Here is a 19,163-nt window from a genome sequence, read left to right as displayed (position 1 = left end):
GAAAGCGTCAATGGGATTATTGCTGGCGGCGCTTTTCGTACTCTGCGGCAGCGGTTTCTTGGGTAAATACATCACCCGTGGTGCTAATAAGCTTGGCTTGATCCTTATTGCCCTTCAGGTACGCATCGATAGCATCAAATGCTGGGCCGCCTAAGTATGGGCTAAGCTCAACCGTGGCATTAACATCACCATCGGCCATGGCCTTAAAGTAATCGGGAACACCGTCCACGGAGACAATCAGAATATCTTTGCCCGGTTTTAAACCCGCTTCTTTAATGGCTTGCACCGCGCCAAGGGCCATTTCATCGTTATGCGACCACACAGCGCACAGTGGCTGACCGTTTTGCGCCTTAAGGAAACCTTCCATCACTTCTTTACCCTTAGCACGGGTAAATTCGCCAGTTTGGCTACGAACAATCTTGGCATTGGGATAATTGGCAATCACTTGGTTAAAACCGGCGGCGCGATCAATCGCTGCGGTTGCACCTACCGTGCCCTGCAATTCGGCGATATCGCAGTTGCCTTGGGTTTTATCCATTAGCCATTGGCCAATCTTGCGGCCTTCTTCGGTAAAGTCGGAGGCGATACGGGTAAGGAATAAGGAGTCATCATCGACCTTGATATTACGGTCAACAATCACCACAGGAATGTGGGCACGTTTGGCTTCTTTGAGTACGGGTTTCCAGCCCGTTTCTACCACGGGAGCGATAATAATGGCATCCACGCCTTGGGCGATAAAGCTACGCACGGCTTTGATTTGGTTCTCTTGTTTTTGCTGAGCGTCGGCAAATTTTAAATCGATGCCACGCTGTTTAGCTTCGGCCTTGACCGCTTCACTAAAGCTGGTGCGCCAACCACTCTCGGAGCCAACCTGTGAAAAGCCCACCGTGGTGGCGTAGGCACAAGTTGCACTGACAGCCCATAATCCCAATGCAGTAATGATTTTATTATGTTTCATTATTATTCCCTTTATAATTTTAGGTAACAGAGATCCCCTAGCCTGCTGTTAACAGCAGGCTAACTCGTACAAATAAATGTTATTTCGCCTTGATTGAATTAAATATTCTTAAACTTATGTACCGTAATTTGTTGATATTGAGTATTTGCCTCAAGCATGACACTCGGGAAATGGTCAATGTTTACCGCATTCGGATAACCGTGGGTTTCTAAACACAGGCCATGGAATTGATTAATGCTATAACCTTCATCATCAATATGGCTGCCATCGAGAAAGTTGCCACTATAAAATTGCACGCCGACTTCAGTGGTACTAATTTCGAGTTCTCGGCCAGAAAGCGGATCTTTTAATACTGCAATAGTCTGCAAACTGTTTTTATTGTCTGGATTTCTATCCATCACAAAATAATGATCATAACCATTGGTTAATTGCTTAATATCCGTGGCAATTAGCTTCGGTTGTTTGAAATCGTATGCGCCATCGTCGACTAAGATTAATTCGCCCGTTGGGATCTGTTCATTATCGAGCGCCAGGAAATGACTGGCTTGAATGGAGAGTTCGTGCCCTAAAATGCCTTGCTGTTTGTTAGAGGCAAGATTCCAGTAAGCATGATTGGTTAAACAGACGGGGGTGGTTTGATCGCAAACGGCTTGATAGTTCAGGGTTAATTCATTGTTTTCATTGAGGCGATACTCGAGCTTAATGGCAAGATTACCCGGAAATCCTTGATCGCCATCGGGGCTGATAATGCTGAAAACCGCCGCCACACTGTCATTGTCCTGCAGCGTCTCAACCTGCCAAGTGCAATGGCTTAATCCTTTAGGTCCGCCGTGAAGTTGATTGTTGCCTTCATTGGCGACTAATTGAATTGTTTTATCTGCTAAGGGGAATTGTGCTTTACCAATGCGATTTGCGACACGGCCGGCAGTAATACCAAAATAATACGGATTAGTCGCCCAATCTTTAATATCTTGATAGCCAAGACTTAATGAAATAGGTTCTTGCCCTTGACCATAAAGTTTGACCGACCAAATACTGGCGCCGTAATTTGACAGAACCACTTCAAGCCCGTGGCTATTGGTGAGCGTGACTAATTGTAATTCATCCGCAAATGCGGCGTGTTGTAGGCTTTTTTTAGTAACAGAGAGTTGCATGGTGAGTGCTTTACCTTTTATTTAAAATAAACTCAGCACTCACCTCATTATTTAATGAACTGAAATTTTATTGTGATATTTAAATCCAACCACCATCGACAATAAAATTCTGTGCGGTGCAGAGTTTGCTATCATCTGCTGCTAAAAATAACGCCATAGCAGCAATATCTTCGGGCATTACATATTCTTTAATACATTGGTTATTTTCGATATGTTTTGCCGTATCTTTATCTACCCAGTGTGTGAGTTGACGTTTTGTCATCACCCAACCCGGCGTTAAGGTATTAATCCGGATTTTATCTTTACCTAAATCGGCTGCTAACCCTCGGGTTAAGCCCATGGCACCGGCCTTAGATGCGGTGTAACCCGCCATGCCCGCCTGCCGATTGTGCCAACTCATTGAACCTAAGTTGATCACTGAGCCTCCGCCGAGGCGCTGCATTTGCGGCCTGACCGCTTGTACGGCGAAAAAGTAATGCCGCAAATTGGTGTTTAGGCATTGGTCCCAATATTCTGGGGTCACTTCGTCGATGCTATGGCGTTGATCGCACGCGGCATTGTTAATTAATACTGATATTGGGCCTAAATCGTCCTCGACCTGAGCAATCACACGCTTGAGGGCGGCGATATCGACAAGATCGCAGTGATAAAATGTTACGCTGGCCTCTGGTTGAGTCTGCTTAAGGTCTGCGACGAGTTGAGTTGACTCCTCAACTAAAATATCGACAAATGCCACCTTAGCGCCCTGCTCTAAAAAAGCATTAACCAAGCAAGCCCCAATACCCGTTGCGCCACCACTGATAAAAATGGTTTTCCCTTGTAAACTCGGGTATTGATTAGTCAACTTCATAACTCAACCTTTTATTAAAATAATTATCTGGTTTTATTATAAAAGAAAACGAGTTCATATTTAATGGGAATGTGCTGGTATCTCTGCACCTCGACATCCCACGAGAAAATCAAAATCACAGCCCTCATCCGCCTGGAGAACATGCTCCTTAAAGAGCGAGAGATAGCCACCATTCACAGGAATGGATTTCACTGTCGCCAGTTTGGCAAGACGGGCTTGTAACTCTTGGTCACTGATCTCCAGCTGTAACGTTCCGGCATAGGTATCTAGCGCTATCATGTCACCATTTTGGACGGCGGCCAGTGGCCCAAGGGCTTGTGCTTCTGGGGCAACATGCAGCACAACTGTGCCAAAGGCGGTGCCACTCATGCGTGCATCGGAAATCCTCACCATGTCCTTAATTCCTTTTTTCAACAACTTCGGTGGCAGTCCCATATTGCCGACCTCTGCCATGCCCGGATATCCCTTTGGGCCACAGTTTTTAAGCACCATAATGCTGTTTTCATCGATATCCAATTCAGGATCGCCGATGCGAGCGTTGTAATCGTCGAAGCTTTCAAACACCACGGCTTTACCGCGGTGTTGCATCAGGTGTGCGCTGGCGGCTGAAGGCTTGATCACAGCGCCTCTAGGCGCGAGATTGCCGCGCAGTACGCGAATGCCGCCATTTTCAACCAAGGGATTTTCAAGTGACATGATCACCTCTTGGTTATAACACGGCGCCTCTTTGACATTGTCCCAGAGGCTAGCGGCATTGACTGTAAGCGTATTTTTGCTCAGTAAATCATGCTCAAACAGTTGCCTTAGTACTGCTGGCAGGCCACCTGCGTAGTAAAAGTCTTCCATTAAGTACTGACCCGAAGGTTTAAGATTCACTATGGTCGGTACTGTGTAACCATGGCGCCAGTCATCGAGTGACAGCTCAACCCCTATCCTGCCGGCGATCGCCTTTAAATGGATTACGGCGTTGGTTGACCCCCCAATGGCAGCATTCACTTTGATGGCATTGATAAAAGCATCACGGCTTAAAATTTTACTTAAGGTCAAATCCTCTTTGACCATGTCCACAATTCGCATTCCCGACATATGGGCCAGCACTTGGCGGCGAGAATCCACCGCAGGAATGGTTGCATTGTGTGGCAAACTCACCCCAAGGGTTTCCACCATACAAGCCATGGTCGATGCCGTCCCCATAGTGTTACAGGTGCCCGTTGAGCGTGACATATCCGCTTCGGCATTCATAAATGCGGCAAGGCTGATATTGCCCGCTTTATATTCTTGATGCAGTTCCCACACGAGTGTGCCCGAACCAACATCCTTACCCTTATGCTTACCATTGAGCATGGGACCACCAGTAACAACGATTGTCGGTAAATCACAACTGGCCGCGCCCATTAATAAAGCCGGAGTCGTTTTATCGCAGCCTACTAACAGCACAACACCGTCGATGGGGTTGCCACGAATGGCTTCTTCCGTGTCCATGGCCGCAAGGTTACGGGTCAGCATGGCACTTGGACGCAAGTTGGACTCACCATTCGAAAACACCGGAAACTCCACCGGAATGCCACCCGCTTCCCGAATGCCATTCTTTACTCTTTGCGCCAATTCCCGTAGATGACCATTACAGGGCGTCAATTCTGACCAAGTATTGCAAATACCAATCACAGGCTTATTTTGAAAGTGATGCTCGGGTATGCCTTGGTTTTTCATCCAACTGCGATACATAAAGCCATTTTTGTCATCACTACCAAACCAACTAGCCGAACGAAGTGTTTTCGGTTTTTTATTATTCATATGACACCTTCGTCTTCCAAGGCACATGCCCTACCCGCACGATTGAGTAACACTCAACATAAAACGAACGGATGAAGCTGATGCCCTGAGTTAACAATTTGTACTTTAATATTGCTAGCACGTAAAAGTATTGGTATTACTATAATACCAAAATATCAAAAAACAATAGAGGAAGTATGAAAAAGGCATTTTTGAGTGTGTGTTTGGCATTGAGTACGAGTGTCAGCACTGCAGCGATTGCTGCTAACCCTCTGTTTACGGATGTATTTACCGCCGATCCTGCCGCCATAGTGCACCAAGATACCGTCTATCTTTATACTGGCCATGACGTTGCAAAGGACAATCGCACCTTCTTCGAAATGCATGATTGGCTCGTTTTTAGCTCTAAGGATATGCACAATTGGACGGCCCATGGCAGCAAGTTATCGGTGAAGGATTTCAGCTGGGCTAAAGGAGATGCATGGGCTAGCCATGTGATCGAAAAAGAAGGTCAGTTCTACTGGTATGTGACGGCAAGACACAACAAAATCAATGGCTTTGCCATAGGTGTCGCTGTTGCTGATAGTCCACTTGGCCCCTTCAAGGATGCCCGCGGCACTGCCCTTATCACCAATGACATGACCACAGATACTGAGATTGATTGGGATGATATCGATCCTGCGGTCTTTATCGATGATGACAAGCAAGCTTATATTTTCTGGGGTAACACTAAGCCAAGATTTGCCAAGTTAAAACCCAATATGATTGAACTCGATGGCCAAATTCATGCCATTGATGTGCCTAACTTTACCGAAGCGCTCTGGGTACATAAAAAAGATAAAACCTATTATCTTTCATACGCTTCAGGCTTCCCTGAAAAAATTGCCTATGCCACCAGTGATAGCATTCTTGGCCCGTGGAAGTACCAAGGCATCTTAAATGAAGTGGCGGGTAACTCGCCGACAAACCATCAAGCGATTATTGAATTTAAAGGTAAATCCTACTTTATCTATCATACCGGCGCATCGCAGGATGGCGGCGGTGAGTTTAGACGTTCAGTTGCCATTGACCCGCTGCATTACAATGCCGACGGCACCCTACAGCGCGTTCATATGACCAGCGAAGGCATCAGCGAGCCGCAGTAACCCTATTTTCTGCTCGCAGTAAAACAAAAAAGGTGAACCTAAGTTCACCTTTTTTATTGATCGAGGGACGTTAAAGATAAGTAACTCGTTACTTATGCTAGATACTTTGTTATTTTCGCTCGATATTTTTATGCACAGTATCTTGAGACGTCGAGAGTAATTTATTCATTTCGGCTTTCGCGCCTTCACTGTCCCCTGCGGCAATCGCAGTATAAATGGCCTTATGCCCTGGGAGTGATTGGATAAAGTCATCCTGAATTGTGCTACTGAGTCTAAAGATTTCGAGCAGCGCAGATTGGATCGACACGCCGAGGGATACCATAAACTCGTTATTGGTCGCATCTAAAATCGCCATGTGGAAATCGATATCCGAGGTATAGACTTCATCCGTACCTAATTCGGCCGCTTCCATCTTTGCATAGGCTGCCGCAATCACCTCAAGCTGCTCAGGGGTGCGTTTTTTCGCCGCCAGTTCCGCCGCTGCGGGTTCAAACACTTCACGGATTTCATAGAGAGAAGTGTAAAACTCGGGCGAAGGCTTAGATTGGGAAAACCAGTTTAAGATCACCGGATCAAACATATTCCAGTGGCGACGCTCACGAATACGAGTGCCAAGTTTAGGGCGAGATTCAATAAGCCCCTTTGCCGTGAGTACCTTAAAGGCTTCCCTTAAGGAGGTGCGTGACACTTCCAGCTCTTCACAGATAGCATTTTCGTTAGGGATATATTCACCTGGCGCATAAAAGCCGCCCACAATGCGAGAACCTAATTCGCTTGCCACCCAGTTATGGATATTCTGCGGACGGTTATTTGCCTGATTTGCCATAGTGCCCTCTTTAACTCTCTATCTCTGTGCTCAATCCAATCGGCTGGATAAGGTGCTTAACGCTGATAAACAAATGTTATGATACTACCTTTCCTGATAAAGGTAATAAAAATTTTGTTAACGCTAAGAATTTATGGGAATTTCCTCAAACTTACTGTCCCTACCTTACCCCAAACTTTTACATTGTAAAGCCTAATTTTGCGTTTTGACCAGTGATTGGACAAGCTCGCAACGGCTACTGAGCGCCTAGGAAATAGTCATTTTCAATCTGTAATTCGGCATGCACATCGACCACAAACATCCCCGCAGCTTCGGCGGCTTGGATGCCCGCCTTTGCATCTTCAAATACGATACAGCGCTCGGGCGCTATGCCCATCAGTTCGGCGCAGCGTAAAAAGGTGTCTGGCGCGGGTTTAGGTGACGCGACCTGATCGGCACCCACCACATAATCGACTAATTCCAGTAATCCACACAGGGTTAAGATTTGAATGGCTTCCTCTGTGTAGGCACCTGTGCCGACCGCCATTGGGCGTTTGCCCTGATTCTGCTTGGCAAATTCGGCTAATGCCGTCGGTTTCACATATAAATGCATAGTGTCGCGCACTAGGGCTTCTTTATACTCGTTCATGGCCTCGCAACTGGCCGTAGGCGTGACGCCAAAATGGGCGATTAGGATCTCTAAGGTACCAATAGTCGGCACCCCTGCTAAGGAGCGCATCAGTGCAGGCTCTACGGGGATCCCAAAGTGATTCAAGGTTTGTCGCCATGCCTGCTCATGCAACTGACCACTGTCGACTAAGGTGCCATCCATATCGAAGATAATGCCGTCAAATTCTGTATACATCTGTGTTAACCCTATGAAATGAATGGTGCCAGAAAAATGAAAGCCGCCCGAAGGCGGCTTTATTGCTGCGCGAGGATTATAAACCTCTTGCTAAACCGTAATAAACGGAATTTTGGCGAAGCTCATTCTTAAACTCGCGGATCTTAGTGTCGGCATCGATAATAACCAGTTCAGCACCGGCCATTTCAGCAAAGTCGACAATCTGATCCGTCGTGATGGCTTGGCTATAAGCCGAGTGGTGAGCACCTCCGGCGTGGATCCAAGCTGCGGCTGCAACCGCTAAATTTGGACGAGGCTCCCACAGCGCAGACGCGACAGGCAGATTTGGCAGGTCCTGTGGTGGCGTTACTGTATCTAATTCATTGAGAATGATACGGAAACGGTTGCCTAAATCGATAGTCGATACGTTGATTGCTGGGCCTGCTTTACCAGTGAATAACAGACGTGGCACGTCACAGCGCACACCAATGGTGTGGCGGTGAACTTCTAAACGCGGTTTTGCAGCGGCAATCGATGGGCACACTTCTAACATGTGGGCACCAAGAACTTGGTCAGTCGCACCAAAGTTATAGGTGTAGTCTTCCATAAATGAAGTACCACCGGCACGGCCTTGGCCCATCACTTTCATGATGCGCACCATGGCAGCCGTTTTCCAGTCACCTTCGCCGCCGTAACCAAAACCGTTCGCCATCAGACGTTGGGTAGCCAGTCCCGGTAATCCTGTCATACCGGTCAGGTTTTCGAAGCAGTTGGTAAAGGCACCAAATCCACCTTGGGTTAAGAATTGGGTTAAGCCGAGTTCAATCTTGGCTTCTTTTCTTAAACGGTCTAATTGGTATTCATCGCCAAAAAGTTCGTTACCTACTTGGTATTCGCTGGCGTAACGATCAAGCTGTGCGGTTACATCGCCTTCGGCAATGGCTGCAATCGCCTCATTGAGTTCACCTAAGCTGTAGGCGTGCACTTCGTAACCAAATTGAATTTGTGCGGCAACTTTGTCGCCTTCGGTCACGGCCACTTGACGCATGTTGTCGCCAAAGCGGGCGATACGCAGGTTTTGGCTCTCGTGCCAACCCGCCGCTGCGCGGCACCAATCATCGATTTGTGCCTGTACATCGCCCGATTGCCAGTGACCCACAACCACTTTGCGCTCTTTACGCATACGAGTGCCGATAAAACCAAATTCGCGGCAACCGTGAGCACTTTGGTGGGTGTTCATGTAGTTCATGTTGATTTCGCTCCAAGGGAGCTCGGCATTGAACTGAGTATGTAAGTGCATGAATGGCTTGCTTAATTCATTAAGGCCAGCAATCCACATCTTGGCAGGAGAGAAAGTGTGCATCCACAGGATCACACCAACACAGTTTTCATCGCTGTTGGCTGCTTGGCATACGGCGTGAATTTCCCGTGGGGATTTTACAGTTGGTTTATACACCACTTCGATGGAAATGGCGGATGATTCATTAAAGCCATGAACAATTTGCTCACTGTTTTTAGCGACTTGCTCTAATACTTTCGGGCCGTATAAATCCTGCGAACCCGTGATAAACCACACTTGTTTTTGTTTGAAGGCTTTCATATTACTCTCTCTAGTTTGAAATGAGACCCGACTGGCAATTACTTGCTTTGGCCGTAATAAGCGTCTTTTCCATGCTTACGCAAATAGTGCTTATCAATAAGCTCTTGTTTTAACTGACTGATACCTGGTGATAATGTTTTGGTGAGATACGCCATCCGAGCGATTTCTTCGAGCAACACGGCGTGATATACGGATTTAGCCGCATTCGCGCCCCAAGTGAACGGTGCATGACCTGCAACGATTACCATGGGCGACTCGTTAGGATCTCGGTCGGCGAAGCAATCGAGGATCTGCACGCCGGTTTCTTCTTCGTAGTCGCGGCTGATCTGATCGTTGCGCATCACCGCTGTGCATGGGATTTCACCGTACACATAATCGGCCTGTGTTGTACCTAAACAGGGAATCGCAATCTGTGCCTGCGCCCAGGCAGTGGCGTAGGTCGAGTGGGTATGGGTAATGCCACCAATACTCTGCCACTGGCGATACAAATAGGTGTGTGTCTTGGTATCGGATGAAGGACGCATGCGCCCTTCTACGATTTGATTCTCAAGGTCAACAATCACAATGTCTTCAACCTTCAAATCTTCATAGGGCACGCCGCTGGGCTTGATACCAATGACGCCGAGTTGGCGATCAATTTGTGAAACGTTGCCAAAGGTGTAAGTCACCAGTTTGCGCTTCTCAAGCTCCATGTTGGCTTCGTATACTTCGCGTTTTAGCTCTAAAAAAGACATCTTATTTCGCTCCATCAACATAGTGGCCAAGGGCTAAGTACCCTTGGTAAAGCGCTTGATATTTCTCAGCGTTTTCTGGATTTGGTTGATAGGTTTTCGCAACGTTCGAGGCCATGGCTGCCTGGGCACTTAGCACATCGGGATAAACCCCGGCTGCGGTTGCGGCATAAATGGCGGCGCCCAATGCGCAGCTTTGCTCGCTCTCGAGTACGTCGATGTTGCAATTCCACACATCGGCGCAGGTTTGCATAATGAAGTCGGATTTTTTTGAGATCCCACCGATGGTGACCACATGGTCAATGCAAACGCCTTCCTGTTTGAAGCGCTCGATAATGGCCCGTGCGCCATAGGCGCTGGCTTCCACTAGGGCTTTGAAGACTTGCGGAGCTTGGCTACCCATGGTTAAGCCTGTGATCGCCATGGCAACAGATTGGTCGGCATCGGGGGTGCGACGTCCGTTAATCCAATCCAGTGCGACAATGCCCGTCTCGCCAACGGGGATTTTCGCGGCCGCATTGCCTAACATTGTCAGAGTTTCAGATTCGAGTTGCTGAATGAGTTTGGCTTTGATGTTTTCATCAAATAAGACTGAAGTGTCAAGCTGTTGCATCGGCCATGCTGTGAGATCCCTAAACCAAGCGTAGAGATCGCCAAAGGCAGACTGACCCGCTTCTAGCCCTATCATGCCGGGCAATACTGAGCCATCGACTTGACCACAAATGCCTTTGATACAACGCTCACCTATATCTTCATAACTGGCGACCGTGATATCGCAGGTAGAGGTTCCCATTACCTTGGTTAAGACGCCGGGCTTAACATTGGCCCCCACCGCACCTGCGTGGCAGTCGAATGAGCCAAAAGACACGATAACCTCGGTCGATAGCCCTAAATGCTGTGCCCACTCAGGGGTTAGCTGGCCGCAAACCTTGTCAGATGTGCAGGTTTCTAGCGGTAACTTGTCTCTCAAGCCATCGAGTAAGGGGTCGATGCCAACGAAAAAGTCATTCGGCGGATAACCATTCCATGACTCGTGCCACATCACTTTGTGACCAGCGGCGCAACGCCCTGCTTTAAAGACCTTTGGATGTGAAGTGCCCGTCATTAATGCGGTGATCCAATCACAGTGCTCGACCCAGCTATAGGCCGCTTGTCTGACTTCTGCGTCATGGCGTAGTACAAATAGCGCTTTGGCCCAAAACCATTCTGAGGAGTAAATTCCCCCTTCATATTTCAGGTAATTTTCGCTTGAATCGTTTGCCGCAGCGGTAATTTGCTTGGCTTCGATGATGGCGCTGTGATCTTTCCAAAGCAAAAACATGGCATTGGGGTTATTCTCAAACTCTGGTTTTAAGGCTAAAGCAACACCAGATTCATCGACCGCAATCGGGGTTGAGCCTGTGGTATCAACACTCAAACCGCAGACTCTTTGCGCGGCACCACTCGGGGCTTTTGCCCATAGCCCTTGCACTACCTCGATAAGGCTTTCGATGTAATCGAGGGGATGTTGTCTAAATTGATTCTTCGCGGGTTCGCAAAAAAGCCCCTTCTTCCAACGTGGGTAGTACACCACATTCGTTGCTACTTCTGCGCCCGTTTGGGTATCCACCAATAACGCGCGAACTGAATCAGAGCCGTAATCAAGCCCTAACGCGTAAGCCCCTAAAACATTCGACATTTGCATCCCCGTACATTTTGTCTGCGTCCGATCCGGTTTACGCAGGTAGAGTGAATATTATTTAGTACTACAATATTACTACAGCTTAATAGTAATACAATATGATTTTAGTTATTGAGTGATAAAATTTTTAACATTAAGGCTGAGCATGTAACGATTCGGGGGATGAAGCGGAAGGAAGGTCGAAGCAGTGCTGAGCTTGACTCGAGCATGAAGAAGTCGAATAATGGCGCCAGGTTGCAGAGACGCCTATCCGCAGAAGATGACATCACTCTGACTCATATCTCGATGTTCGCATCACATGTATGACACGACAATTTATTAGGTTTGGCTTAGCGGAGATGCCAATAAAACTTAGGAGAATTGTTTGTGATACAACAAATTACCCCAGTACCACGCGCCTTAAACGAAGTCAAAATCCTCGCTAAAAAGCGCCTTAAAGCCTGCCAAGCTGGCGATGCAGTGGCGCTAGATAAACTTGCCTCCTTGATGAACAAGCAAGGTTTAACCCAGCTGGATATCCAACTCAAGCATTGCCAAGCCGTCTTGGCCCGAGAGCTCGGTTTTACTGATTTTAATCACTGCCAAAGAGTGTTATCGGGGCAAGCGTTAATTGGTGAAGACTTAGGTACCCTATTCCATAACAGGCGCTGCGATACCTTGCTTAATCATTGGTTTAGCGGTTTTGATGAGGCGCAGGCTTTTTTAAAGCAAGCACCGCAGATGGTGTTGTTGCCCTATAAAAAGCAGTTCTTTGTGGTCAACGGCAGCGACTATATTGACGCTCTGGGACTTGTATTGAACGATCCCGACTGCATTTATTGCACATGGTTGGGAAGTGAAGCGGTTGCTGCCTATGAAGCTTTTGCGCTAAGCCTTATCAGGCATAAGCTCACTTAGCCTAGCCTTACTTAACCTAAGCTGCTTTGCTATTTGAAAAACCAAGGCTAATGGGAAATTAAATCTAGTGCGAAATAAAAAGGCCGCTAAGTCTTTAGCGGCCTTTTTATTTGAATACGGTGAAGGATCTGCGCTTAGGATCAGTAGCCTTAAGGTCAAATTCCATAAACAAAAAACTATTATTGTTATGGATTTTCCGTGAGTTCTGGTGGATGAACGACGCTTAGGGTCAGGAACCCTAGGGTTCAACTTCCGTAACTCCAAAACAAAATGTCATGATTACTGATGGTTTATTTGTGGAATATTGCGGAGGAGCTGCGGTTAGCATGAGGAACCCTAGGTTCAACTTTCGAAATTCCAAAAACAAAAAAGCCATCATTGCTGATGGCTTTTCCGTAGAATATGGCGGAGGAGCAGGGATTTGAACCCTGGGTGGGCTATAAACCCACGCCGGTTTTCAAGACCGGTGCATTAAACCACTCTGCCACCCCTCCGAACGATGCGCATAATATAAGTTAGTTTACGGACTGTAAAGCACTAACTGATAATTCTGCGCTAACTGCTCGTATTACATTCAATCTGCTTGATTTTGCTTCGTATCTGCATTGATCCCAAGACGAGCAGGATCCGGCGCAGTAAAGTGTTTGGCAAAATCAGCCCAAGTTTGCTCGGTTTTTAACAGGTAACCTAAGATCACTACTAATGAACAGCTCAGAATCCCCCAACCTATGGCGACTTCTCCTGAACTTGCCCAGAGCGCGACTAAACTTGAAGCGCCAAAGGCGATGGTAATTTGCAAAAAGTTCTGTAATCCTGCCGCCTTAGCCGCATTTTGAGTGAATTGCTGCAAAGCACTGTTTACCACAATGGGATAAATCGCCCCGTTCGCCGCTGCGAGTATCGAGAAGGAAATCAGCAGTGGGAAAATAGTTTCCGCCTTCATTAATAAGGTGAAAAACACAATTGAGATAACGCAGAGTCCAAAAATGGCCAGTAATACGTTGAGTGTACGGTCGGCACCAATGCGTTTTATCAATAACTTACTCGCGTATCCGCCCACAATAAACATGATGGTTTGCGGAATAAAGCTCAGCCCAATCTCAGTTGCCTGATAGCCGTGTTGCTCCATCACAATCGGCCACACAGTAAGATATGCGAAAAACGCACCCGAACAGGCACCAAATATCACCACATTGCCAAGGTAACGAGTATTTTTCAAAATCTGCCCGTAGGAAATCGCGCTTGGCCTAGTATCCTGATGCTCTGCGTGGCTCGGCACAAAGTATAAGGTCATCAATACCAACAAAAAGGCAATCACACACAATGAGATAAAGATTGCACGCCATCCAAAATCGTTCAGAATATAAGCGCCAAGGATGGGGGCTAATGCGGGTGATAATGCCACTAACGGCATAATGTTACTGAAAATCCCCTGCGCTTTTTCGGCATCATACTGTTCGACCACAATTGCTTGCCAGATGACCCCTGCACTACAGGCGCCTACGGCTTGGAAGAAGCGAGCGATGTTCAGCATCAGTATCGAGTCGCTATTGGCGATGGCCACACTGGCAAGCGCAAAAATGCCGAGGCCGAGAATAAGAGCATAACGTTTGCCGAGTTTACTGACCAAAGGGCCATAAATCAGTTGCCCTAAGGCTAAACCAGCCAAGAAACAGGTGAGCGACATCGCCACTTGAGACGGTGTAGAATTAAACGAACTTTCAATTGCTTTGAAAGCAGGCAAATACATGTCAGTGGCAATAAAACCTAACATGCTTAATAAGGCCAAATAGAATAAAAATATAAAAAACTTCATATTTACAAAGATATTACTAGACGTTTTCATAAAATAATCATGTCAAAAGACTTAAGGCGTGCAGTCTAAATACTTGTTAATTTGATTGGAAACGTTTATTTTTGACAGATGCTATCAATTATTTTCATCACAATGGATGTCAGCTATGCTCTCGGAACAAGCGTTAGAACTCATTGATATCGTGGCCCGGGTGGGGAGTTTTACGGCGGCAGCCAATCGACTGCACAAGGTCCCTTCTGCGGTCAGTTATGCCGTTAAACAAATCGAAGAAGAACTTGGTGTAGTGTTATTTGAGCGCCACCACCGCAGCGTGACCTTGACCCCCGCGGGAGAGCATTTTGTTAAGCAAGCCAGAAACTTGCTGACTCAAATGGATGAGATGAAACGCGGCACCCAGCGTGTGGCCAACGGCTGGCAACCCACGCTGTCTATCGCCTTAGATAACATAGTGCGCGCCGACAGAATTAGCGTATTAATCGCCGACTTTTACCGTCATTTCCAAGATATCGAGCTCATCATCCGCATCGAGGTCTTTAACGGCGTGTGGGAGGCGCTTGCGACTGGTCGCAGTGATATCGCCATTGGCGCAACCACTGCTATCCCTGTGGGGGGCGTATACCAATATAAGGACATGGGCGATATTCAATGGGCATTTTTGGTGAGTAAAAACCATCCTTTAGCCAGTATTGATCGCCCCTTGACCGATGATGAACTGCGTCCCTTCCCCTCCATTTGTTTGGAAGATACCTCGCGGGAAATTCCTAAGCGCATGACCTGGTTATTGGAGAATCAACGCAGACTCGTGGTGCCGGATTGGATCCGCGCGATTAACTGCTTTAGAGAGGGATTAGGTATCGGCTATATGCCAGTACATTTGGCCAGCGTATTTATTAAAGCGGGCGCCTTGGTTGAAAAGCAGCTTGAAAATCCGAAATTAACCAGTCCCTGTTGCCTCGCTTGGAACGCCGATAAGATGTCGCCCGCCCTTGCTTGGGTGCTCGACTACTTAGGGGATACTGATAAATTACACCGTGAATGGCTGGCGTAATATTTCCGTATTACCACAGGATTAAGCTTGTTTTAAAGTCTTTGTGTTGCACTGGTGTAACGAAATACGCCTTAAGCGTTAGGCCGCACAGAAAAATCAGTCATTACAACTTGTTATTTGTGGCGTGAATCCTTTAAGCACAGCGCTGTTTTCGGTAGTATTCACCCAGTTTTACTGGATTTGCGATATTGATGGGAACTCTCGTCCCCGTTAAAAATCAAAATGATCAGTTTGGATTTAAAAGCTAATGGAGAAAGATATGACTCAGCAAACCTTGTACTCAGCGAGTGCATCCACCTTAGAAGTGAATAAACTTCTTAAAAATACCTATTTATTGTTGGCCATGACCCTCGCCTTCTCGGCATTGTGTGCAGGCTTAGCGATGGCACTCAATATCAGCCCTCTGATGTCACTCGGTTTATCTATCGGTGGTTTAGTGCTGTTGTTCGTTACCCTACGCAAAGCTGACTCGGCTGCGGGCATCTTCTGGGTATTTGCCTTTACTGGTATGGAAGGCGCCTCATTAGGTTACATGCTTAACCACTACGCTGGCATGACCAATGGCTCTGAGCTTATCATGCAAGCTTTAGGATTAACCTCGGTTATCTTTATTGCGCTCTCGGCCTATGCTGTCACGACGAAGAAAGATTTCTCTTTCCTACGTGGTTTCCTGTTCGCCGGATTGATTGTGGTCATCGCCGCTGCGCTGATTAACATTTTCGTGGGTAACAGTGTGGCCTTTATGGCGATTAACGCGGGTCTTGCGCTGTTAATGACCGGCTTTATCCTGTTCGATACTAGCCGTATCGTGAATGGTGGCGAGACTAACTATATCCGCGCCACTATCTCCTTGTATCTGGACTTTTTAAACCTGTTTATTGCCATTTTGCATTTGCTTGGTATTGGTAACGATGATTAATCCCCTTTTCGGGAAACTTACGCTAAAATGGCCCTACTTTTAGGGCCATTTTTTTTATGATGAGCAAATTTATTATCCAAGTAAACGGGCCAGCCTATGGCACGTCGGCAAGTGTGAATGCCCTACGTTTCACCCAAGCCTCCCTGCAAAGCGGACATGAGATTGTCTGCGTGTTTTTCTATCAGGATGGCGTGTATAACTCGACGGACTTTAACTTACCCGCATCCGATGAATATGATGTGGTTAAAGGTTGGAAACAACTGGCAGCCGAGCATCAAGTCTCGTTAGTAAACTGTGTCTCAGCGGCATTACGACGTGGCATAGTCTCGCAGCAAGAGGCGCAAGAGAACGGCCTAAGCCACTGGAATGTAGAACATTCTTTTATTATGGGTGGACTGGGTGAACTGGTCACGGGAATTGAATCAGCCGATCGTTTGATCTGCTTTTAAGCTTCGGAAATGTTATGAAAAAAATCTGTATATTGTTCCGAAGCGCGCCCCATGGCACCACTAAGGGCCGCGAAGCCTTAGACTTTGCCCTGTTAAGCGCCAGCTTTGAGCAAGAAGTGAGTTTAGTGTTTGTCGACGAAGGCGTGTTGCATCTGCTAAAAGACCAACAACCCGAGCTAATCGGCGGTAAAGATTACCTCGCCGCGCTAAAAGCGCTCCCGCTGTACGACATCGAATCAGTGTTCGCCTGCAAACAGTCCTTAGGTGACTACGGCTTAAGCCATGGCTTGCTGTCGATTCCGGTGACTATCTTAAACGATGAAGCCATCTCGGCTCACTTAAAAGCCGTCGATGAGGTCTTAGTATTCTAATGATTTTACATCATATCCAAACCTCGCCCAGCCGAGACAATGCTCTCAAACTTTGCCTGCGTTATGCTTGCAAAGAGGATGCGATTTTACTCTCGAGCGATGGCGTTAACGCATTATTACTGCGCCAATGGGCCATGGCGCTATCGCCCTTTAAGGTGATGGTACTGAAAGACGATGTCATCGCCCGCGGCTTAACGGAACGTCTTAAAAACATTAGTCAGATTGATTACAACGAGTTTGTCGCTCAATCTTTGCAGCACGATAAGGTGATTACGTGGTAAATCCGCTTATATTCAATGGCGTCGAAATTGAACGCGACCATCAAGGCTATTTGAAGAATATCGCCGACTGGCAGCCGGATATGGCGCCGCTGTTAGCCCAAGAAGAACAGATTGAACTGACCAGTGCCCACTGGGAAGTGATCCACTTTGTTCGAGATTTTTATCTTGAATATAAAACCAGCCCTGCGATCAGGGTGTTAGTTAAAGCCATTGGTCAAGCCTTAGGGCCGGATAAAGGTAACTCTAAGTACCTCTATACCCTCTTTCCGGTTGGTCCTGCTAAGCAGGCGACAAAGATTGCGGGTCTGCCTAAACCAGCAAAGTGTATTTAAGGTTTAATCACTTCTGCTAACAAAAAAGGTATATTCCACTGGAATATACCTTTTTATTTGAGTCGTGCTATTTCACGTTTTCTAACACAACCCAGACGGCTTTACCTAGGGTGGCCAACATCACAGCGCAAAACACGGCGATGACAGCGGTGTAGGAAAGCCAACGAAGATAACGTTGACCTTTATCCATGGTGTTGTGTTACGCCAATTAACCGATCTGAGTCAGTCCGCCCATGTATGGACGCAGAGCTTCAGGAATGGTCACACTACCATCGGCATTTTGATAGTTCTCTAAAATCGCAACTAAAGTACGACCTACCGCTAGGCCTGAGCCGTTTAAGGTGTGCAGCAAGGCTGGCTTGTTATCGGCCTTAACGCGGTAACGGGCTTGCATACGACGGGCTTGGAAGTCTTTCATGTTTGAACATGAAGAGATCTCGCGGTAAGTGTTTTGGCCTGGTAACCACACTTCGATATCATAGGTTTTGCTTGAACCAAAGCCCATGTCACCGGTACACAGGATCACTGTGCGGTATGGCAGGCCAAGGCGTTGCAGTACGGTTTCAGCGTGGCCCGTTAATGCTTCGAGCGCCGCCATTGAGTCTTCTGGCTTAACCAGTTGCACTAATTCCACTTTATCGAATTGGTGCTGACGGATAAGACCACGGGTATCTTTACCGTATGAGCCCGCTTCACTGCGGAAACAGGCGGTATGCGCGGTTAACTTAATCGGTAATTCGTCTTCATCGACAATGCTGTCGCGCACTAAGTTCGTTAATGGCACTTCTGCGGTTGGGATCAGGCTTAAACCTTGGCCTTCTTCGGTCGCAGGTTTAGTGTGGAACAAGTCTTCACCAAACTTAGGCAATTGGCCTGTACCCAGTAAGCTTGCTTCGTTAACCAGTAATGGCACGTAAGCTTCGGTATAACCGTGCTCAGTAGTGTGCAGATCTAACATGAACTGACCTAAAGCGCGGTTTAAACGGGCGATTTGGCCTTTCATAACGATAAAGCGTGAGCCAGTGATTTTCACGGCGCTCTTAAAATCTAAACCGTTTAGGCCTTCACCTAAGTCAATATGATCTTTAACAGGGAAATCGAAGCTGCGTGGTGTGCCCCAACGGCGGATCTCGACGTTTTCAGTCTCGTCAGCACCGATAGGCGCTGACTCATCCGGCAGGTTTGGCATCGACATGGCAATCGCGTTCACTTCTTCAAGTACCGCGGCTAGCTCGACTTTCTTCGCATCTAATTGCGCACCTAAATCGCCAACCTGCGCCATGATGGCATCTACATCTTCGCCGCGGGCTTTTGCTTGTCCGATGGACTTGGAAATAGCATTACGCGAAGCTTGTAACTCTTCAGTCGCCACTTGCAGTGACTTACGTTTTTCTTCTAATTGAGTGAGATGAGCGACATCTAAAATAAAACCACGGGTAGCTAATCGCTCAGCGGTAACTGCTAATTCGTTGCGCAAAAATTTAGGATCTAACATGTGATATATTCTTA

Annotated in this window: 20 protein-coding genes and 1 tRNA gene; 8 read left to right on the top strand and 13 right to left on the bottom strand. The window is 47.2% G+C overall.

All coding sequences use genetic code 11. From position 1 onward, the window contains the following. Window positions 1–16: 16 nt before the first annotated feature. From N7386_RS10890 to N7386_RS10875, 4 genes are all read right to left on the bottom strand, one after another. A complete protein-coding gene (locus tag N7386_RS10890; RefSeq protein WP_011622752.1) occupies window positions 17–958 on the bottom strand; it encodes an ABC transporter substrate-binding protein in 942 nt (313 codons plus the stop codon). 98 nt (window positions 959–1,056) lie between these two features. Further along, a complete protein-coding gene (locus tag N7386_RS10885; RefSeq protein WP_279768479.1) occupies window positions 1,057–2,112 on the bottom strand; it encodes a galactose mutarotase in 1,056 nt (351 codons plus the stop codon). Between the two features lie 79 nt (window positions 2,113–2,191). Then, entirely contained in the window at window positions 2,192–2,962 is a 771-nt protein-coding gene (locus N7386_RS10880; protein WP_011717047.1) for an SDR family oxidoreductase, read from the bottom strand. A gap of 60 nt (window positions 2,963–3,022) precedes the next feature. Continuing rightward, the gene (locus tag N7386_RS10875) at window positions 3,023–4,756 is read right to left on the bottom strand and encodes an IlvD/Edd family dehydratase (protein ID WP_041412631.1); all 1,734 of its coding nucleotides are present in this window, start codon (window positions 4,754–4,756) and stop codon (window positions 3,023–3,025) included. A 176-nt stretch (window positions 4,757–4,932) separates the two neighbouring features. On the opposite strand from N7386_RS10875, the gene N7386_RS10870 reads away from it, so the two are divergent. Further along, the gene (locus N7386_RS10870) at window positions 4,933–5,880 is read left to right on the top strand and encodes a glycoside hydrolase family 43 protein (RefSeq protein WP_011717045.1); all 948 of its coding nucleotides are present in this window, start codon (window positions 4,933–4,935) and stop codon (window positions 5,878–5,880) included. A gap of 109 nt (window positions 5,881–5,989) precedes the next feature. Here N7386_RS10870 and N7386_RS10865 read toward each other — a convergent pair whose 3' ends face one another. The 5 genes from N7386_RS10865 to N7386_RS10845 form a co-directional block, all read right to left on the bottom strand. Next, on the bottom strand, window positions 5,990–6,706 hold the full coding sequence (locus N7386_RS10865; protein WP_011622747.1) for a FadR/GntR family transcriptional regulator: 717 nt from the start codon (window positions 6,704–6,706) through the stop codon (window positions 5,990–5,992). 235 nt (window positions 6,707–6,941) lie between these two features. Further along, window positions 6,942–7,550: a beta-phosphoglucomutase family hydrolase gene (locus N7386_RS10860; RefSeq protein WP_011622746.1), complete on the bottom strand. Its 609-nt coding sequence runs from the start codon at window positions 7,548–7,550 to the stop codon at window positions 6,942–6,944. Window positions 7,551–7,626: 76 nt separating this feature from the next. After that, window positions 7,627–9,129, bottom strand: a complete 1,503-nt coding sequence (araA, locus tag N7386_RS10855; protein ID WP_088212400.1) for an L-arabinose isomerase — start codon at window positions 9,127–9,129, stop codon at window positions 7,627–7,629. Window positions 9,130–9,167: 38 nt separating this feature from the next. After that, the gene (locus N7386_RS10850; protein WP_011626173.1) at window positions 9,168–9,863 is read right to left on the bottom strand and encodes an L-ribulose-5-phosphate 4-epimerase; all 696 of its coding nucleotides are present in this window, start codon (window positions 9,861–9,863) and stop codon (window positions 9,168–9,170) included. Window position 9,864: 1 nt separating this feature from the next. After that, complete coding sequence (locus tag N7386_RS10845; RefSeq protein ID WP_011717042.1) at window positions 9,865–11,538, bottom strand: ribulokinase; 1,674 nt, start codon at window positions 11,536–11,538, stop codon at window positions 9,865–9,867. A 369-nt stretch (window positions 11,539–11,907) separates the two neighbouring features. On the opposite strand from N7386_RS10845, the gene N7386_RS10840 reads away from it, so the two are divergent. Next, window positions 11,908–12,438 carry a hypothetical protein gene (locus N7386_RS10840; protein WP_011717041.1) on the top strand — a complete coding sequence of 177 codons (531 nt, stop codon included), beginning with the start codon at window positions 11,908–11,910 and terminating at the stop codon, window positions 12,436–12,438. A gap of 403 nt (window positions 12,439–12,841) precedes the next feature. On the opposite strand, the gene N7386_RS10835 is transcribed toward N7386_RS10840, so the two are convergent. Further along, window positions 12,842–12,932, bottom strand: a tRNA-Ser gene (locus N7386_RS10835). Between the two features lie 80 nt (window positions 12,933–13,012). Further along, complete coding sequence (gene punC / locus N7386_RS10830) at window positions 13,013–14,284, bottom strand: purine nucleoside transporter PunC (RefSeq protein WP_279768472.1); 1,272 nt, start codon at window positions 14,282–14,284, stop codon at window positions 13,013–13,015. 115 nt (window positions 14,285–14,399) lie between these two features. Here punC and punR point away from each other — a divergent pair, with 115 nt between their 5' ends. The 6 genes from punR (at window position 14,400) to N7386_RS10800 (ending at window position 17,654) form a co-directional block, all read left to right on the top strand. Then, a complete protein-coding gene (gene punR / locus N7386_RS10825; protein WP_041412630.1) occupies window positions 14,400–15,302 on the top strand; it encodes a DNA-binding transcriptional activator PunR in 903 nt (300 codons plus the stop codon). Between the two features lie 259 nt (window positions 15,303–15,561). Next, window positions 15,562–16,221, top strand: a complete 660-nt coding sequence (locus N7386_RS10820; RefSeq protein WP_011717039.1) for a Bax inhibitor-1/YccA family protein — start codon at window positions 15,562–15,564, stop codon at window positions 16,219–16,221. Between the two features lie 59 nt (window positions 16,222–16,280). Continuing rightward, the gene (gene tusD / locus N7386_RS10815) at window positions 16,281–16,670 is read left to right on the top strand and encodes a sulfurtransferase complex subunit TusD (RefSeq protein ID WP_037419061.1); all 390 of its coding nucleotides are present in this window, start codon (window positions 16,281–16,283) and stop codon (window positions 16,668–16,670) included. A gap of 14 nt (window positions 16,671–16,684) precedes the next feature. After that, the gene (gene tusC, locus N7386_RS10810; protein WP_011622737.1) at window positions 16,685–17,041 is read left to right on the top strand and encodes a sulfurtransferase complex subunit TusC; all 357 of its coding nucleotides are present in this window, start codon (window positions 16,685–16,687) and stop codon (window positions 17,039–17,041) included. Next, on the top strand, window positions 17,041–17,322 hold the full coding sequence (gene tusB / locus N7386_RS10805; RefSeq protein ID WP_011622736.1) for a sulfurtransferase complex subunit TusB: 282 nt from the start codon (window positions 17,041–17,043) through the stop codon (window positions 17,320–17,322). The genes tusC and tusB overlap by 1 nt, the downstream gene beginning before the upstream one ends. Beyond that, the gene (locus N7386_RS10800; protein WP_011622735.1) at window positions 17,316–17,654 is read left to right on the top strand and encodes a TusE/DsrC/DsvC family sulfur relay protein; all 339 of its coding nucleotides are present in this window, start codon (window positions 17,316–17,318) and stop codon (window positions 17,652–17,654) included. Before tusB ends, N7386_RS10800 begins: the two co-directional genes overlap by 7 nt. Before the next feature lie 67 nt (window positions 17,655–17,721). On the opposite strand, the gene N7386_RS10795 is transcribed toward N7386_RS10800, so the two are convergent. Further along, on the bottom strand, window positions 17,722–17,844 hold the full coding sequence (locus tag N7386_RS10795) for a hypothetical protein (protein WP_011622734.1): 123 nt from the start codon (window positions 17,842–17,844) through the stop codon (window positions 17,722–17,724). Window positions 17,845–17,862: 18 nt separating this feature from the next. Further along, entirely contained in the window at window positions 17,863–19,149 is a 1,287-nt protein-coding gene (serS, locus tag N7386_RS10790) for a serine--tRNA ligase (protein ID WP_011622733.1), read from the bottom strand. Between the last annotated feature and the right edge of the window lie 14 nt (window positions 19,150–19,163).

Source organism: Shewanella sp. GD04112, assembly GCF_029835735.1.
Lineage (GTDB): Bacteria > Pseudomonadota > Gammaproteobacteria > Enterobacterales > Shewanellaceae > Shewanella.
Note: the sequence above shows the minus strand (reverse complement) of the source record. Positions and strands in the feature narration are given on the sequence as shown.

What these genes read in the sequence shown, in the direction of transcription:
- N7386_RS10795 (WP_011622734.1), bottom strand. Translation starts at nt 17,844, where the DNA reads ATGGATAAAGGTCAACGTTATCTTCGTTGGCTTTCCTACACCGCTGTC.
- tusD (WP_037419061.1), top strand. Translation starts at nt 16,281, where the DNA reads ATGAGCAAATTTATTATCCAAGTAAACGGGCCAGCCTATGGCACGTCG.
- serS (WP_011622733.1), bottom strand. Translation starts at nt 19,149, where the DNA reads ATGTTAGATCCTAAATTTTTGCGCAACGAATTAGCAGTTACCGCTGAG.
- N7386_RS10820 (WP_011717039.1), top strand. Translation starts at nt 15,562, where the DNA reads ATGACTCAGCAAACCTTGTACTCAGCGAGTGCATCCACCTTAGAAGTG.
- N7386_RS10875 (WP_041412631.1), bottom strand. Translation starts at nt 4,756, where the DNA reads ATGAATAATAAAAAACCGAAAACACTTCGTTCGGCTAGTTGGTTTGGT.
- N7386_RS10850 (WP_011626173.1), bottom strand. Translation starts at nt 9,863, where the DNA reads ATGTCTTTTTTAGAGCTAAAACGCGAAGTATACGAAGCCAACATGGAG.
- tusC (WP_011622737.1), top strand. Translation starts at nt 16,685, where the DNA reads ATGAAAAAAATCTGTATATTGTTCCGAAGCGCGCCCCATGGCACCACT.
- N7386_RS10885 (WP_279768479.1), bottom strand. Translation starts at nt 2,112, where the DNA reads ATGCAACTCTCTGTTACTAAAAAAAGCCTACAACACGCCGCATTTGCG.
- araA (WP_088212400.1), bottom strand. Translation starts at nt 9,129, where the DNA reads ATGAAAGCCTTCAAACAAAAACAAGTGTGGTTTATCACGGGTTCGCAG.
- N7386_RS10890 (WP_011622752.1), bottom strand. Translation starts at nt 958, where the DNA reads ATGAAACATAATAAAATCATTACTGCATTGGGATTATGGGCTGTCAGT.
- punC (WP_279768472.1), bottom strand. Translation starts at nt 14,284, where the DNA reads ATGAAAACGTCTAGTAATATCTTTGTAAATATGAAGTTTTTTATATTT.
- N7386_RS10870 (WP_011717045.1), top strand. Translation starts at nt 4,933, where the DNA reads ATGAAAAAGGCATTTTTGAGTGTGTGTTTGGCATTGAGTACGAGTGTC.
- punR (WP_041412630.1), top strand. Translation starts at nt 14,400, where the DNA reads ATGCTCTCGGAACAAGCGTTAGAACTCATTGATATCGTGGCCCGGGTG.
- N7386_RS10865 (WP_011622747.1), bottom strand. Translation starts at nt 6,706, where the DNA reads ATGGCAAATCAGGCAAATAACCGTCCGCAGAATATCCATAACTGGGTG.
- tusB (WP_011622736.1), top strand. Translation starts at nt 17,041, where the DNA reads ATGATTTTACATCATATCCAAACCTCGCCCAGCCGAGACAATGCTCTC.
- N7386_RS10880 (WP_011717047.1), bottom strand. Translation starts at nt 2,962, where the DNA reads ATGAAGTTGACTAATCAATACCCGAGTTTACAAGGGAAAACCATTTTT.
- N7386_RS10860 (WP_011622746.1), bottom strand. Translation starts at nt 7,550, where the DNA reads ATGTATACAGAATTTGACGGCATTATCTTCGATATGGATGGCACCTTA.
- N7386_RS10845 (WP_011717042.1), bottom strand. Translation starts at nt 11,538, where the DNA reads ATGTCGAATGTTTTAGGGGCTTACGCGTTAGGGCTTGATTACGGCTCT.